This is a genomic window from Chryseobacterium sp. CFS2 (genome assembly GCF_036543225.1).
In the GTDB taxonomy this organism is placed as follows: Bacteria; Bacteroidota; Bacteroidia; order Flavobacteriales; family Weeksellaceae; genus Chryseobacterium; species Chryseobacterium culicis_A.
In genome coordinates this window covers 209,694-225,393 of the sequence record NZ_JAZHQU010000001.1, presented here as the reverse complement: position 1 = coordinate 225,393, position 15,700 = coordinate 209,694, and the positions used below count along the sequence as shown (strand labels likewise).

Sequence of the window (15,700 nt, the reverse complement as noted above, 5' to 3'; positions counted from 1 at the left end):
ATAGTTGTTCATTTTTCGGTTGTATAGAGCGCAATGATCTTTCTACTTTTGAATAAAAAAATTATGATTGGTTTTAAGCAATTACCTCATGGTAAAGAACCATTACTCTTTGGGAATGGAGAAAGTGCAAAAGTACATGAAAAGTTAGCCTGTTTTATGTACAGAGAGCTTGAAAAAACAAGTAAGAAGATGACAACAGCAGTAAGATTTTCACCCCTTTTTATTGAACCATGGAACTCACAGAAAAAATAATGTACGAGGCATCTTATATGAAAGATGTTTCATTCGAGGGAATATTCTGGATGGGCGTAAAGACTACAGGGATATTCTGCAGACCCACCTGTACGGCAAGGAAACCTAAATTTGAAAACGTAGAGTTTTTTTCCAATACTAAAGAGGCGATGTTGAAAGGCTATCGTCCGTGTAAAGTATGCAGACCTTTGGAAAACCTCAACGCAACTCCTTCCTATATCAAGGAATTACTGAAAGAAATTGCTGATGATCCCACCTTGAAGTTTAAAGATTATGATCTCGTAAAAAGAGGGTTGGAACCGGCAACAATCCGTAGATGGTTTCTGAAACACCATGGAATAACTTTTCATGCCTTTCAGAGGATGTCGAAACTCAATACTGCTTTTAAAAAGCTTCAGCAGGGAGAATCAGTTACAGAAGTTGCATTTGATACAGGATATGAAAGTCTGAGTGGTTTTAATGAGAGTTTTAAAAATATTTTTGGGGTTTCTCCTAAAAAGAATAGCATGGAAAAAGTGATTGACCTGAAGAGAATTGAGACCATGCTGGGAACGATGATAGCCTGTGCTGATGAATCGGGAATCTGCCTTCTGGAATTTTCCGATAGAAAAGCGCTTCCTACAGAACTTAAAAGTATCTCAGAATATTGTAAAGCGAATATTATCCAGGGGGAAAATCCTCATTTTACTACGCTGGAAGAAGAACTCAAAGAATATTTTGAAGGAAAAAGAACTCAATTTACAGTTCCTCTTTCTTTGGTAGGAACGGCTTTCCAGAAAGAAGTCTGGAATATTCTCAGAGAAATTCCTTACGGAGCAACAAGAAGTTATCAGGAACAGGCTGATATCCTGGGAAACCCTAAGTCTGTAAGAGCGATGGCTAATGCAAACGGGTTAAATAAAATTTCAATTTTAATTCCCTGTCACCGTGTGATTGGAAGTAATGGGCAGTTAACCGGATATGGGGGAGGAATCTGGAGAAAACAAAAGCTATTGGAGCTTGAAAAGGCTATTTTGTTTTAGAAATCTTCTCAAAAGAATTTGTGGCATAGATTTTATTTATTAGAATCCTATTTTACCATTTTATGACATCAAAAATTCCGATTATTTTAATTTTCTCAAGACTTATCATTGGGTTTGTTATTATTTCTTTAAGCCTTATTAAAGTAGAGTTTTATCAGACAATCGCTGTTGTTCTTTTATCTTTAGGATTATTAACCGATATTTTTGATGGAATTATCGCCAGACATCTTAATATTTCAACACAAAAACTCAGACGTCTGGATTCTACTGTTGATCAGATTTTTTTCATCTCAGTAGGCGTTGCCGCTTATATACAATGCCCTGATTTTTTCAAAACCAATGCTTATAAAATCATAATTCTTGCAGGTGCTGAAATCCTGATTTATCTGGTAAGCTTTTTAAGATTCCGAAAAGAAGTAGCCACACACTCTATTGGAGCCAAGATCTGGACCTTATTACTTTTTGGAACACTGATTCAGGTTATTTTACAATGCCAGTCCATTGTTTTATTTAACCTTTGTTTCTGGGTTGGGCTCCTTACGAGAGCAGAAATTATAGCGATTCTTTTACTGCTGAAAACATGGACCAATGATGTTCCTTCCGTTTATCATGCCATACTGCTTAGAAAGGGGAAAACGATTAAGAAAAATAAATTGTTCAACAGTTAATCATTTACTTTTTACAAGAATTTGATTAAAAACATCTTCATAGAAAAATATCGGTAAAACAAAAATTAACGAAGTTTGTGAAAGCTATTTTGTTTTGATTTTTGTAATTTTAAGCAAAAATTTACACGTGAAAAATTTAATAATAGCAGTTTGCATTTCAGTTTCAGCATTCAGTTTTGCTCAGGATTATTCTGTGCCGGCAGCAAGTCCGCGTCAGAAGGTTGAGCAGCAGTTTTCAATGTCTAAGATCTCTATCGACTATGGAAGACCGGGAGTGAAAGGGCGTAAGATTTTCGGAGAATTGGTTCCTTATGGCCAGGTTTGGAGAGCAGGAGCTAACTCATCAACAAAAATTACTTTCGGACAAGCCGTTAACTTCGGTGGAAAAACAGTACCTGCAGGAACCTACGGATTATTCATCGTTCCTACAGAAAAAGAATGGAAAGTAATCCTGAATAAAGACTTCCAGCAATGGGGTGCTTATACTTATGATCCTAAACAGGATGTAGTAGATGTTACTGTACCCGTTAATAAATTGACAGACAAACAGGAGTGGTTTGAAATTACCCTGAATCCTACAGACGAAAATACAGGAAACTTAGTCATCAAATGGGATATGGCTCAGGCAGAGGTTCCGTTGAAGCCATCAAAATTAGATACAGTGATCAAGATTTCTGACAAACTGAAAGAAATCAAGAAAATAGAATCAGATTCTTCTAAAAAGAGTTAAACAATGAATTTTTCTGTTCAGCCTGTTTTAGAGAATGAAGAATTTCAATTAATCCCCTTACAGCAAGGGGATTTTGAATCTTTATATGAAGTAGCTTCCGATCCTAAAGTTTGGGAACAACATCCGAACAAAGATCGTTATAAGAGAGAAGTTTTTGAAAACTTTTTTACAGGAGCTATGGAGAGTAGAGGAGCTTTCAAAATTATGGAGAAAGCTACCGGAAATGTATTAGGAAGCAGCCGTTATTATGACTTTGATGAAGAGGATAATCATATTTTCATCGGATATACTTTCTATGGAACAAACTCCTGGGGAAAAGGAATCAATCCTCAGGTTAAGAAGCTGATGCTGGATTATATTTTTCAGTTCGTAGACAAAGTTCATTTCCATATTGGAAAAGAGAATTTCCGTTCACAGACAGCTCTGGAAAGACTTGGAGGACAAAAGATTGCTGAAGAAGAAGTAGCGTATTTCGCAGAACCTTCAAGAACCAATTTTGTTTATGAAATTAAAAAAGATGACTGGGCATGAAGAAATATAAAATCCAACAATCTCCATTTGTAGTTCCCACTACAGATGGAAAGCTGATCGAAGAGCATTGGGGGAATTCTACCGGAAATTCTAATGTTTCCATCGCTCATATGGTAGCACCTCCGGATTGGAGCGAGCCTCATCAGACGCCTGAATTTGATGAATTCACTTATATCATTTCAGGGAAAAAGCAATTTGAAATTGATGGCGAAATTGTTGTTTTGGAAAAAGGACAGAGTATTCTTATTGAAAAGGGAGCGAGAATCCGTTACAGCAACCCATTTTCAGAACCTTGTGAATACCTTGCGATCTGCCTGCCTGCTTTCTCTATGGAGTTGGTCAACAGGGAAGAATAAGGAATAAATAAAATCAAAACATAAAAAGGCAAATCCGCAGTTCAGTGGATTTGCCTTTTTCTATTATTTTATTCTCTTAATAATCCGGAGAAACTCATCTTTTTTCCTCTGCGATACCTGTAATGAAGTTTCATCGCTCATAATAATATAGCCGCCGCGTCCTCTGATGTATTTTTCAACATGCTGAAGATTGATGAGGTGCTGATGATGAATACGGACAAAGCCTTGCTCTTTCAATGCTTCTTCAAAATAAGCTAATGTATGGGAGATCATCATTTTCTTTCCTCCTTTGAAAAAAATAGAAGTATAATTGTCATCAGCCTGAAGACGTACGATATCAATGGTGTGAACATATACGAGGCCTTCCAGGGTTGGCAGCGCAATTTTGCTCTGTTCTACAGGACTTTTAATGTGATGAAGCAAAGCAGATAACTGCTGGATTTTGTTTTTATCTTCCAAAAGCCTGGCAACCCTGTTTACGGTAATGATCAGTTCGTGGATCACAATAGGTTTCAACAGATAATCTACTGCATGATGTTTAAAGGCCTGCACAGCATACTGATCATAAGCGGTCACAAATACAGTGTAAAAATTACGGTCTGATATCTTTTCAAATAACTTAAATCCGTTTTCAACAGGCATGTTGACATCCAGAAATACCAGTTCCGGAGACATTTCCCTGATAACTTCCACTGCTCCGTTCACCGAACCGGCTTCCCCGATGAGTTCAACGTCCGGACAATATTTGGATAGAAAACGAAGAAGAGTTTCGCGTGATTCCTGTTCATCATCTACAACGATAGACTTTATTCTGCTCATAGAAAAGGAGTGTTTTTAATGGTTATTTTTACAATAGTTCCCTGAACATCCGGGTTTATACTCTTTTTATCCGTGATCTCTGTAGAAATGGATGTTCCATACAGTTCGTTAATTGCGGAAATTCTGCCGGCAGTAATCTTCAGTCCCATGGATTTATAATCGTCCGGTCTGCTGTCAAATTCACGGGCTTTTTCAAATCCCACACCGTTGTCTTCCACAATGCATATGATGGAATCTTCACTTCTGCTGCAGGAAATTTGCAGAATTCCTCCTGTTTTTAAATGTCTCAACCCATGGCTGATGGAATTTTCAGTATAGGTTTGAAGAAGCATCGTCGGAATTTTTAACTGCTCCAATCCTGGTTCCACAGATATTTCATACGTGAAATGATTCTTAAAACGCATCTGTTCCAGTTCGATATACGTTTTCAGCATAGCCATTTCTTTCTCAATGGTGTTCCAGTGTTCTTTGGAGTGGGTAAGGGTTTTGCGGATCAGATCTGAAAAGGCTGCCATATAATAATTGGCATTCAATTCATCCTCTTTACCATAATAATTCTGAATAGCATTCAACACATTGAAGATAAAATGGGGATTGATCTGAGCCCGGAGAGCCTGCATTTCCAGTTCAGCAATCATCTTTTTTCTTTCGGTTTTTTCAGCTTCCTTTTTACGGATAATATTGATGCGGTGCCTGTATATCACAATAATTAAAATCAGAAGCAGCAGGAATATTCCGCCCATAAACCAAAGTTCTTCCCAAAATGGTGGTTTTACAGTAATAGCCAGTACGGCAGGTGTTTTATTCCAGCTATTATTTTTTCCGGAAGCCCAGACGTTGAGCTGATAGTTTCCAGGTTTTAAAGCTCCCAGATTTAGTGTACTTTCTTCTGTAATTACGGTGTCATTTTCTGCTCCGGACAGAAGATATTTATACTTAATGTCTTTCTCATCCAGATAAGAAATGGCGGTGTAGGAGATCTGAGCATTATTCTGGTTATATTTCAGGCTGATCTTTTTGGGGTAGTACACAATGCTGTCTTTAAACGATGCTTTAAGGAAATACACTTTGTAAGGCTGGCTTTTGCTGACATGATCCTGATTGATCACAATAATACCATTGGATGTAGCGAGAAAAGCTTTTCCTTCTCCAAAGGTAATATTATTGATCATGTGACTGGGAACTCCGTCAGCTGCCGAAAAATGATAAATAGAGTAGTGCATACGGTCATCGAAAGTAACTCTGGATAACCCTTTGTCCGTATTGATCCATAATCTTTCCCTTTCGTCTATATAAGCTTTTTCACAAATATTACTGATGAGTCCATTTGTAGTATTCAGCTTTATTACTTTTTGGCCATCCCTAATAAAAATACCATCAGAATGAGTACTGATGACAAGTCTGCCTTTCAGAAAATTCAGTGAGGTGATGCGGTTTTTGCCTAAAGAATGATCCTGAATAAATTTTTTTAAAGATTGATTATAATAAAATAACCCCTGTATTGTACCCAGCCAATACATACCTTTTGCATCGATAGCCGTTGCCGGAGCTGCAATGGAAATCTTCAGTTCAGGCAACTGACTGAATTTTCCTTCTTTTAGATCATAAAGAAGATGATTTCTCGGTTTGGTTTCAGTCTGGCTTAGAAGGATGGTATTATTTCTGATGGCGGCCGATTTCTGAGAATATTCAAGAAGTTTTGTGTATTGATTTCCGTTTAGGCTGCATTGATATAAACCTCTGTCTGTTCCGGCTAAGAAAATATGATCATCAATAGGTAAGATATACCGGAGTCTGTTCCATTGTCCGTCACCCAGCGTATATAATGGTTTGAAGCTGTTTTTTTCTCTTATCATAACAGCACTGTTGTTATATCCTGCCAGAAGTTTTCCTCCAGGCAGGTATTTTACTATTAAAACATTATTATCAATAAGTCCGTCTGCTGTAGTATACACTAGAGTCTTATTGGTGGGCTGCATATAAACACCCTCATTGGTAGGATACCAGCTATTGCCCTGTTTATCTATAAAACTGCTATAGCTTACAATGCCTTTCATGGCAATATACCGTGGATTTTGATTCGTACTCCTATAAGGATCATATTCCAGAATTCCGCTTGTGGTACAGATCCATATCTTATCATTTTTGCCTATTGTAACATCAAGGATATTACTGGGCATTTCGATTCTTTTGACAACAGCTTTATTTTCTTTGATTACAATATCATACAGAACATTAACGTTTTTTACATACATATGATCCTTGAAGTAAAAATAGGGTCTTACTGCTTTTTCCTTAAAGGTATAAATGAGAGTTGATCCCGGATGATTTTTCCTTATGATACTTTTGGTAGAAATATAATATTCATTCCCTTGGTCAAAAAAATGCATGTATGGAGATTGTGCTGTACTGTCTTGGGGATTGGAAATGTTGTTTTTACCTATACTATATTTTTTCTGCTGATCAGCGTAGGGGCTCCATCTTGGAGCAATATCATAAAAGCCGATTTTCCTTTTTTCCATGAGGCGGCATAGCTTGTCATTCTGTGCAGAATACACTTTTCCATTATATATATAGGTAGGGCTTCCGTTATAGGTGCTTACCCATAATCGCTGCCATTCATCTTCCCATGCCTGAAAAGTTTCATTATCCGGAAGTCCGTGATTGCTGGTGATAGTCTCAAAATGATGCCCGTCAAACCTTGAAATTCCCCAGCTGGTACAGAACCAGATAAACCCTTTACTGTCCTGATACACTGAATATACTGTATTGCTGGGTAATCCGTCACTTAAGCTATAGTGCCGGAGCTGTGGCTTCTGACTGTACATCAGCAGGCTATGAAACAGCAGGAATAATATGAGAAGGTAATGATGCATAGTTTTCAGGCTAATATAGAAAATTCCCCAGAATGAGAAATGCTTCCAAATATCATATTTACAGCTTTTTTACGCATTCAAAATGACAAAATACTCGCCTGTGTTTTTATCCTGCTCACTTACTCATTGGTTCTTTTTTTTTACTTAAAAAAGAGACAACTTGTACCTGTTTATCGGAAGCAGCGTCCCGAAATAACAAAGAACGCTATTACCAAAATATTACTTTATGAAAAAAACTTTAACAACGATCTTTAGATCATCAGAATCATTTTTAAGAGGAAGAAAAGCAGGTTTTCTTCTTGTAGCTGCTGTATTTTGCAGTACAGTTTTAAGTGCTCAGTTTGTTCCCGTTGACCCCTCAGGTACAACAGTAAGTGTAAAGAGAGAGGACCAATCCCCGGTCCCATTACCTAATGCTCCCGGATATGTTCCCTCTTCGGTATCATTGCAGTTTAAGACAGGTTCAATAGTAGAAACAAAAGGTTTTCCAGAAGGTCAGATTACTACTCAAAATTTTTTACTGCCGGATGTCTTTACAACTATAGGAAGCCCACCTGTAATACGTACTTTCAAAGTATCTTTTCCTAATCCGGGTCTGGCAAGCCGTTATTATCCAATCCCAATGGCAATTGGAGGAGCTACAACCATTATTCCGGGATGCTGGACACCTGAGATGGATCGTGGATTATTTCATGATATTGGCTCAAATAGCAGTTATGGATATGGAGTAACTCTTACCCGTACTACTTCTACAACATATCTTCTTCAATGTACTAAATTTCTCTGCTACATATGTGATACCAACCCATGTACTCCTATAACTTCAACTTTTAGTAAAACTTCAGCTGCGCAGAACAAAGCGAAACTTTATCCCAACCCAAGCAGCGGATTTTCAGAACTTGAGTATACCGCTTCAGGAAGAGAGACCATTACGGTAATGGTAACTGATATTGCAGGTAAAACATTATATGGATATAAGATAGATATAGAATCAGGGGTTAATAAACTGCCGATAGATCTTCAAAAAGGATTATCAGGAACTTATTATGTCAACTGGCGCTCCAGTAATGGAAATACAGGGTCATTACCCATTATAAAAAAATAAATAGGTACCGGTAAAAACTAATATTGATGAAAGAGCGCACTGAGGTGCGCTTTTGTGATTTATTATCCTGTAATCCTTATGGTTACTATGTTTTGTGAGATATTTGCATCCATTGATAGCGTTTGTTTTTGAATTATTTTGTAAGTTCGCGGACTTAAAAAAATGAACTAATTAAAATCTATGAAAAACAAATTATCAATTGTATTAATGCTGGGGATTGCCCTTTCTACCACTTCATGTGCAACCATTTTTACAGGAACCCAGGATTCAATAGCTTTTTCTTCAAATCCTGAAGGGGCAAAAGTGTTTCACAAAGGAATAGAAAAATGTACAACACCTTGTACAACTAAAATTCCAAGAGCTTTGGGTAAGCAGATGATTACCTTTGAAAAAGAAGGATTTGAGAAGAAAGAAGTTAAGCTTACCAAAAACTTTAATGCTGTCACTTTACTGAATATTATTCTCGGAGGAGCAATAGGAGTGGGAATTGATGCTGCTACAGGCTCTCTGACCAAATATTCCCCAAAGAAATATGATGTTGAGCTGCAAGCTAAACCATAATTAATTCTGATAAAAAATTGAAAAGCAAATTTACGAATTCGTAAATTTGCTTTTTTATTACAATAAATGAATGGCTACACAAGTTTGTCCTCACTGTAAAAAAAAAAGCTTTTACATGGTACATTGATGATGAAAATTCAGGGATAACAGTTTGGGGTTGTTATCAGTGTCATTATAAAGCTGAAGAAAATGAAAAAGATGAATGCATTTGTGATCGTTGTGGTCATCAGACAAAGACCAAACTGAGAGATCAGGACAAAGAATATTGGTGGTGTTTTACCTGTAAGGAAATTATAAAATAAAAGGCAAATCCGCAGTTCAGTGGATTTGCCTTTTTTATTTTGGGTAGTAATTCTATTTCAGTATTTCTTTCAGGAACATCAAAGTATGGCTCCATGCTCTTTTAGCCATTGTTGCATTATAATCCGGAGATTTCGGATCTGTAAACGTATGTTTGGAATGGGCATACGTAATAATCTGCCAGTCGGCATTTCCATCGTTCATTTCTTTGATGAGGTTATTGTAATCATCCAGAGTCACACTTTTATCATCAGCCGGATTTTCAACCAGAATTTTTGCAGTTAAGGGTTCATTTTTTCTGCTTTGATCTCTCGTGAGGCTTCCATGAATGGAAACCACACCCGCTACAGGCAGATGTCCTCTTGCAGATTCCAACGCACCTGTACCTCCAAAGCAATAACCGATAACCGCTATTTTATCAGAAATGGCTCCGTTTTTCTTGAGTTGTTCTAATGCCAGTGAAATTCTTTTCTGGTACTCCTGGTAATTCTGTTTATAATACCCTGAGCTCTTTGCCGCAGATTCATTGTCGGCAGGAATTTTTCCTTCTCCGTAAATGTCAGCGATAAAGACAATGTAGCCTTGTTTTTCAAGCTCCACAGCTGCTGTTTTAGCTTCTTCATCAATACCTTTCCAGGCGGGAAGAATCAATACACCCGGAAGTTTTTTTCCTACATTGGACGTAATGAGACCATTCAGTTTCTGTGAACCATCCTGATAAGAAACAGTTTTAAGTTTCTGACTGAAAAAGGTTCCTGAGGTGATCATCATGGTGGTTAATAAGATGGAACGTATCATAATTAATTGTTTGTGAGTTAGAAATTGATAAAAGCAGTATTAAAATTAAGAAAATATTTAAAACGACTAAACCTCAACTCCAAATTTCTTCAATTCCTTTGCTAAGTCTGTCTCCGGGAACACCTGAATCGTAATAAATCCCAGTGATTTTGCCATTTCAATGTTCTTTGTATTATCATCTATGAAAACAGATTCCTCTGCTTTGATGTTGTATCTTTCCAGCAATACATGCCAGATTTTAGGGTCAGGTTTGATCAGTTTTTCTGTTCCGGATACTACAATTTTACCTTCGAAGATCTGGAAGAAATCATAGTTTTCCAATGCATAAGGGAAGGTTTCTTCAGACCAGTTGGTCAGTCCGAATAAATGATAATCCGTATTTTTAAGCTTTCGGAGCACCTCTACATTCTGTGGAATATCGCTTTTCAGCATCACAGTCCAGTTGTCATAGAAAGCGCGGATCTCTTTTTCCCATTCCGGGAATTTTTTCACCTGAATTTCTGTTCCTTCGGCAAGGCTTCTTCCTCTGTCCTGTTCTACATTCCATTCATCCTGAGCGATGTTTTCAAGGAAGTATTCCATTTTTTCATTATCATTAAAATACGCTTTGAAATAATATCTGGGATTCCAGTCCATGAGTACCCCTCCGAAATCGAATATGATGTTTTTTATTTTCATAATAATTAATATAGTTGTGAAGTAGTATTTTTGTGAACCACCCCGTCAAAAATTCTTTGAATTTTCGCCACCCCTCCAAAGGATGGGAATTGTTTACCATTCCAATCAATATTGATAAACGGAAATGATTTTGTGCTATTCAGGTCTGTAAAACTGATACTGTCCGTCTTTATAGTAAGCATTGATATGCTGAAGTCCGTTGGTCAGGATGATTTCCCGGGCTCCGATAATAGAATTGTATCTGGCTGTCTGTTCAAAAGTCTTTTCTGTTAATTTAATCTGAGGAGCTTTACATTCAATCAGAATTACAGGTTCTGTTTTTTCTGTAATCAGGAGATCAATTCGCTTGGTAAGACCGTTCAGCACAATCTTTTTTTCGGTAATCAGGGCAGAAGTGGAGTAGGATTTTACGGTAAGGTAATAGTGTATCCAGTGCTGTCTGACCCATTCCTCAGGAGTGAGCAGAAGATAAGTTTTACGAACCAAATCATAAATAAAAAACTTATCTTTGTCTTTCTTGAATTTAAAATCAAAAGTTTCCTGAAAATTCAGTTTTGGAAGTTCCATTAGTAAGATGAAAGAATTAGATTTAATCCTCAAAAATATTAAAAATAAAGAAGTTTTACCTATTTATTTTTTCCACGGAGAAGAAGCTTACTTTATTGATGTTGCGGTAAAAGCCCTTGAGCACAACTTTTTGGAAGAAGATGAAAAAGCTTTCAACCAAACGGTTACCTACGGAAAAGATACGTCCTATCAGGAAGTTCTTTCCCTGGCGAGACAGTTTCCGATGATGGGTGATAAGCAGGTGATTATTGTAAAAGAAGCACAGGATTTAAGATTCAATGAAGAGGAAAACAGAATTCTGGAATCTTATGTAGAAAATCCGGTGCCTTCTACAGTACTGGTTTTTGCGCATAAACATAAGAAACTTGACAGCAGAAAAAAAGCAGCGAAAGCCCTGGACAAAGCCAAAGCTCTTTTCCTGAGTGAATCTGTAAAGGAAAATAATCTTCCTAAATGGATCTCAGATGAATGTATAAAGCTGTCTATCAAAACGGCTCCCAATATTTCTCATCTTCTGGCAGAATACTTAGGGAACGACCTTTCAAGAATTGCTAATGAACTAAACAAGTTAAAGATCATTCTTAAAGAAGGAGAGATTCTTGACGGATCGATCGTTGAAAACCATATCGGGATCAGTAAAGAATACAATATTTTTGAACTTCAGAAGGCTTTGGGAACTAAAAATGCCAATGCAGCCTTTAAAATTGCCCATTTTATGGGAAAAAATCCGAAGAATAATCCTTTTGTCATGATGCTGGCAAGCCTGTATAATTATTTTTCAAACGTTATCATCTATCAGACTATGGCAGGGCAATCTCCACAAACGATTGCTTCACAAATGGGAGTGAACCCTTATTTTATTAAAGACTATGCAGAAAGTGCAAGACTTTATCCTTTAAAACATGCTACCAGGGTTATTTCTATTCTTCGCGAATTTGATATGAAAGGAAAAGGACTTGGAGCAGTGAATATGGGTGATGCGGAACTGATCAGAGAATTGGTATATAAAATTATCAATGTAGATAAGATTAAGATGAAAGTGTAAACGGTATGCGTGGGTAATGAGTTACGTGATACGTGGTGATGAAATGATTCTTTGATGCTGGATGCAGGTTATGAAAACAAAAATTTTAATCTTCGCATCAAACCCCCGAACTTAAATCCCGAATCCCGAACCCAAAAACAACTCCTATCGAAATTCAACATATCAGATATTGACAAGTATCATTAAAATAACTTTAAGGAGAAATTAAAAATTCCGAAATTAGCAGTCTTAATTCAAATTAAATCTTTTCGAATAAAGTAAATTATGGAGCAAAACATTTTAGATTGTGTGATCGTTGGATCCGGGCCTTCTGGCTTCACCGCTGCTATCTATGCAGCAAGAGCAGACTTGAAACCTGAATTGTATACAGGTCTGGAGCCGGGCGGACAATTAACAACCACTACAGAAGTTGATAACTTCCCAGGGTATCCAGCCGGGATTACAGGTCCTGAAATGATGATGGATCTGCAAAAACAGGCAGAAAGATTTGAAACCAAAGTTCACTACGAAATGATCACTAAAGCTGAATTCTCTAAGGAAGTAGGCGGTGTTCACAAATTATATGCAGGAAACAAAGAAATCCTTGCTAAAACAGTTATTATCTCTACAGGAGCTACAGCAAAATATTTAGGTCTTGATGATGAGAAAAAATATGCAGGAGGTGGTGTTTCGGCTTGTGCTACCTGTGACGGATTCTTCTACAGAGGAAAAGATGTAGTGGTAGTAGGAGCGGGAGATACTGCGGCTGAAGAGGCTACTTATCTTGCGAAATTATGTAAGAAAGTAACCCTGTTGGTAAGAAAAGACGTTTTCAGAGCTTCAAAAGCAATGGTTCACAGAGTAGAAAGCACTCCGAATATTGAAGTGAAATTCCACCACGAGCTCATCGGGATTGAAGGAGAAAACAGTTTGGTAGAAAGAGCTGTGATCATCAATAACCAGACTCAGGAGAAATCTACAGTGGATGTTGAAGGGATCTTTATTGCGATTGGTCACAAACCGAATACAGATATCTTCGTAGGTCAGGTAGATCTTGATGAGAACGGATATATTCTTACTGAAAAAGGTTCTACAAGAACAAATCTTCCGGGAGTATTTGCTGCTGGTGACGTTCAGGATCATATCTACAGACAGGCTATTACCGCTGCAGGAAGCGGATGTATGGCTGCAATGGATGCAGAAAAATATTTAGCTGAATTACACTAATCGTATTCAGTATATACAATACAAAGCGTGCCTTATGGGTGCGCTTTTTTGTTTTTCAAATGCATCATTAATTTGTTGGGTAATTGCAAAGGCGCAAAGGTTTTTCTGCTTTATGTAAATTTTTTAAGACGCAAGAAAATCGAAGATTTCCAGCAAAGAGTATACGTTATCAATTTTATCGGAGATAAAATCTTTGCGCCTTATAACAGTCTTTTTTAATACTACTTGCGCCTTTGCGTTTCTCCAACAGTATTTTTTGTTGGATAATCGCAAAGGCGCAAAGGTTTTTCTACTTTATGTAAATTTTTTAAGGCGCAAAAAAATCGAAAATTTTCAGCAAAGAGTATACGTTATCAATTTTATCGGAGATAAAATCTTTGCGCCTTATAACAGCTTTTTTAAGATTACTTGCGTCTTTGCGTTTTTCAACAAAAATATTTCTTCATATCAAATATCCAATGATAAATTCGTGAAATAGATAATCAAAACATTAATATATTTGTGAAACTGCAAAACAAATTAAATTTGCATCAGAAAACTATAGACTGAACAAAAACGAATAAAAAATGAAAAGAGTAACTGCTATCGGAGGAATCTTCTTTAAGTGTAAAGATCCGGAACAAGTAAATGAATGGTACAAAACCCACCTTGGATTACCAACCAGCCCTTACGGAGCGAAATTCGACTGGAAGGACGCAGAGTCCGGGAAAGAAGGATATACGCTGTGGAGCCCTTTTAAAGAGTCGACTCAGTATTTTGAACCTTCTGCCAAAGAATTTATGATCAATTATCATGTAGAAAATATTGAAGCATTGGTAGAAGAACTGAAAAAAGAAGGGGTAACGGTATTGGATGAGGTTGCTGTCTATGAATATGGAAAGTTTGTGCACATCCTGGATCCTGAAGGGAATAAGATTGAATTATTCGAGCCGGCAGGAGAGTAGCTGTTATTTTTCCAGAAAACTTTTGAAAACCCGTATTACCAACTATATAACAACTGAAGACGTAATCATTCCCCTCCCTCGGAGGGGTGGCGAAAATTCAGAGAATTTTTGACGGGGTGGTTTTCTCAGCAAATCATAAAAAACGGTTTTCTAAAGAAAACCGTTTTTTATGATATTATTCTGTCTAATCCAGAATATAGATTTTCTTCTCCTTAAGATTGAATCCCAGTTTTTCCCCCAGCCAGTTGATGCTTGTTTTACCTTCATAAATAAGACCGTCTACAAAAAAGACCTTAGGCTTTTCAACCGTAGCAAAAGGGGTAGAAATAGAGCCGATATCACTTTTATAAAACTTGGTCGTCAGATCAGGGTTGAATTCACTTTTCTTTTCCACCACATTCAGGCCTTCTTTTTTGATATTCATAGTATTCATCAGGCGTTCACTCAGCCAGAAAGAATCTTTGCCGGAACCGGAATCCAGAAGAACGTTAATCTTATATTTATTGTTCAGAAGCACATAGGTTGTAATATCCATCGACTGGTCTGCATTGGTAGAAAGCTGGATATCCATCACTTTCTTGCCATTCAGTTTTTCTTTGGGAAAGATAAGCTCGTTGGTGGTATAGTCTATGATAAACTCTGTATCATAAAGCATTGGAAGGGAAATTAAACCGTCAATTCCTTTCATCTCCATATCATGCGTGGAGTACCAGGTATCTTTGAATTTTTTACCATTAAAAATAATCTCTTTTGATTTGAAAAGAGGAATGGTCATTTTCTCACCGGTTGCCCGAAAAGCGGTTAAATAGTTATACGTTTCTTTGGGTTCCAGACCTTTGGAAAAGTTTCCCAGGAAAAGATTGATTCCTCCACCTGTGTCAAAAATAAAATTTCCCTTTTTACCATCTATTTCAGCACCTACCACCAGATGGCCGGAAGGAAGAACAGAAATAGGCATTTTTTGGGAAAAAGCCATAGAGGTGATGGCTAATGAAGCGGTAATAACCGATTTTTTAATAAAGGATTGAATAAGCATCTGAATATAGTATTATTAGTTTTTATTAGTATTGAAACCTTACAAATATAATACAATCTGATGACTGACGGGGTATATACCCTTTGAAAGGGTCTGGAGGGACTTGCTCAAGGGGCTCAAGGGACTTGTATAACCCTCTGCAGGGTGTCCATGTACGGTCTCCAGCCACTTCGGAAGGGGTGCTGCCCCCTTAGTGAAGGGGCTAT

General features: G+C 37.2%; 17 protein-coding genes. 11 read left to right on the top strand and 6 right to left on the bottom strand.

Features of this window, described 5'->3' with window-relative positions; translation table 11 throughout:
• Positions 1 to 63: 63 nt before the first annotated feature.
• The 6 genes from ODR02_RS01045 to ODR02_RS01020 all read left to right on the top strand — a co-directional run bounded on the left by ODR02_RS01045 (position 64) and on the right by ODR02_RS01020 (position 3,559).
• Positions 64 to 252, top strand: coding sequence for a hypothetical protein (locus ODR02_RS01045; protein ID WP_309511363.1), 189 nt, complete (start codon positions 64 to 66; stop codon positions 250 to 252).
• Positions 231 to 1,274, top strand: coding sequence for a bifunctional transcriptional activator/DNA repair enzyme AdaA (locus tag ODR02_RS01040; RefSeq protein WP_209785105.1), 1,044 nt, complete (start codon positions 231 to 233; stop codon positions 1,272 to 1,274). Before ODR02_RS01045 ends, ODR02_RS01040 begins: the two co-directional genes overlap by 22 nt.
• 62 nt (positions 1,275 to 1,336) lie before the next feature.
• A complete protein-coding gene (locus tag ODR02_RS01035; RefSeq protein WP_209785104.1) occupies positions 1,337 to 1,942 on the top strand; it encodes a CDP-alcohol phosphatidyltransferase family protein in 606 nt (201 codons plus the stop codon).
• Positions 1,943 to 2,069: 127 nt separating this feature from the next.
• On the top strand, positions 2,070 to 2,672 hold the full coding sequence (locus tag ODR02_RS01030; RefSeq protein WP_105683501.1) for a DUF2911 domain-containing protein: 603 nt from the start codon (positions 2,070 to 2,072) through the stop codon (positions 2,670 to 2,672).
• 3 nt (positions 2,673 to 2,675) lie between these two features.
• Positions 2,676 to 3,203, top strand: a complete 528-nt coding sequence (locus ODR02_RS01025) for a GNAT family N-acetyltransferase (RefSeq protein ID WP_209785103.1) — start codon at positions 2,676 to 2,678, stop codon at positions 3,201 to 3,203.
• Entirely contained in the window at positions 3,200 to 3,559 is a 360-nt protein-coding gene (locus tag ODR02_RS01020; RefSeq protein ID WP_309511362.1) for a cupin domain-containing protein, read from the top strand. The genes ODR02_RS01025 and ODR02_RS01020 overlap by 4 nt, the downstream gene beginning before the upstream one ends.
• Positions 3,560 to 3,622: 63 nt before the next feature.
• Here the strand turns inward: ODR02_RS01020 and ODR02_RS01015 are convergent, their stop codons facing one another.
• Both ODR02_RS01015 and ODR02_RS01010 read right to left on the bottom strand, forming a co-directional pair.
• Complete coding sequence (locus ODR02_RS01015; RefSeq protein ID WP_309511361.1) at positions 3,623 to 4,378, bottom strand: LytR/AlgR family response regulator transcription factor; 756 nt, start codon at positions 4,376 to 4,378, stop codon at positions 3,623 to 3,625.
• Complete coding sequence (locus tag ODR02_RS01010; protein ID WP_309511360.1) at positions 4,375 to 7,254, bottom strand: sensor histidine kinase; 2,880 nt, start codon at positions 7,252 to 7,254, stop codon at positions 4,375 to 4,377. Before ODR02_RS01010 ends, ODR02_RS01015 begins: the two co-directional genes overlap by 4 nt.
• Before the next feature lie 226 nt (positions 7,255 to 7,480).
• Here ODR02_RS01010 and ODR02_RS01005 point away from each other — a divergent pair, with 226 nt between their 5' ends.
• Entirely contained in the window at positions 7,481 to 8,359 is an 879-nt protein-coding gene (locus ODR02_RS01005) for a T9SS type A sorting domain-containing protein (RefSeq protein WP_309511359.1), read from the top strand.
• A gap of 180 nt (positions 8,360 to 8,539) precedes the next feature.
• Entirely contained in the window at positions 8,540 to 8,920 is a 381-nt protein-coding gene (locus ODR02_RS01000) for a PEGA domain-containing protein (protein ID WP_309511358.1), read from the top strand.
• Positions 8,921 to 9,274: 354 nt separating this feature from the next.
• Here ODR02_RS01000 and ODR02_RS00995 read toward each other — a convergent pair whose 3' ends face one another.
• From ODR02_RS00995 to ODR02_RS00985, 3 genes are all read right to left on the bottom strand, one after another.
• A complete protein-coding gene (locus ODR02_RS00995; RefSeq protein WP_309511357.1) occupies positions 9,275 to 10,018 on the bottom strand; it encodes a dienelactone hydrolase family protein in 744 nt (247 codons plus the stop codon).
• 66 nt (positions 10,019 to 10,084) lie between these two features.
• The gene (locus ODR02_RS00990) at positions 10,085 to 10,696 is read right to left on the bottom strand and encodes an HAD family hydrolase (RefSeq protein WP_209785097.1); all 612 of its coding nucleotides are present in this window, start codon (positions 10,694 to 10,696) and stop codon (positions 10,085 to 10,087) included.
• A 135-nt stretch (positions 10,697 to 10,831) separates the two neighbouring features.
• The gene (locus ODR02_RS00985; protein WP_209785096.1) at positions 10,832 to 11,263 is read right to left on the bottom strand and encodes a type I restriction enzyme HsdR N-terminal domain-containing protein; all 432 of its coding nucleotides are present in this window, start codon (positions 11,261 to 11,263) and stop codon (positions 10,832 to 10,834) included.
• A gap of 7 nt (positions 11,264 to 11,270) precedes the next feature.
• On the opposite strand from ODR02_RS00985, the gene holA reads away from it, so the two are divergent.
• The 3 genes from holA (at position 11,271) to ODR02_RS00970 (ending at position 14,458) form a co-directional block, all read left to right on the top strand.
• Positions 11,271 to 12,308, top strand: coding sequence for a DNA polymerase III subunit delta (gene holA / locus ODR02_RS00980; RefSeq protein ID WP_209785095.1), 1,038 nt, complete (start codon positions 11,271 to 11,273; stop codon positions 12,306 to 12,308).
• Positions 12,309 to 12,572: 264 nt separating this feature from the next.
• The gene (gene trxB / locus ODR02_RS00975; protein ID WP_209785094.1) at positions 12,573 to 13,514 is read left to right on the top strand and encodes a thioredoxin-disulfide reductase; all 942 of its coding nucleotides are present in this window, start codon (positions 12,573 to 12,575) and stop codon (positions 13,512 to 13,514) included.
• A gap of 566 nt (positions 13,515 to 14,080) precedes the next feature.
• The gene (locus tag ODR02_RS00970; protein WP_309511356.1) at positions 14,081 to 14,458 is read left to right on the top strand and encodes a VOC family protein; all 378 of its coding nucleotides are present in this window, start codon (positions 14,081 to 14,083) and stop codon (positions 14,456 to 14,458) included.
• A 184-nt stretch (positions 14,459 to 14,642) separates the two neighbouring features.
• Here the strand turns inward: ODR02_RS00970 and ODR02_RS00965 are convergent, their stop codons facing one another.
• On the bottom strand, positions 14,643 to 15,494 hold the full coding sequence (locus ODR02_RS00965) for a hypothetical protein (RefSeq protein ID WP_309511355.1): 852 nt from the start codon (positions 15,492 to 15,494) through the stop codon (positions 14,643 to 14,645).
• Positions 15,495 to 15,700: the final 206 nt, after the last annotated feature.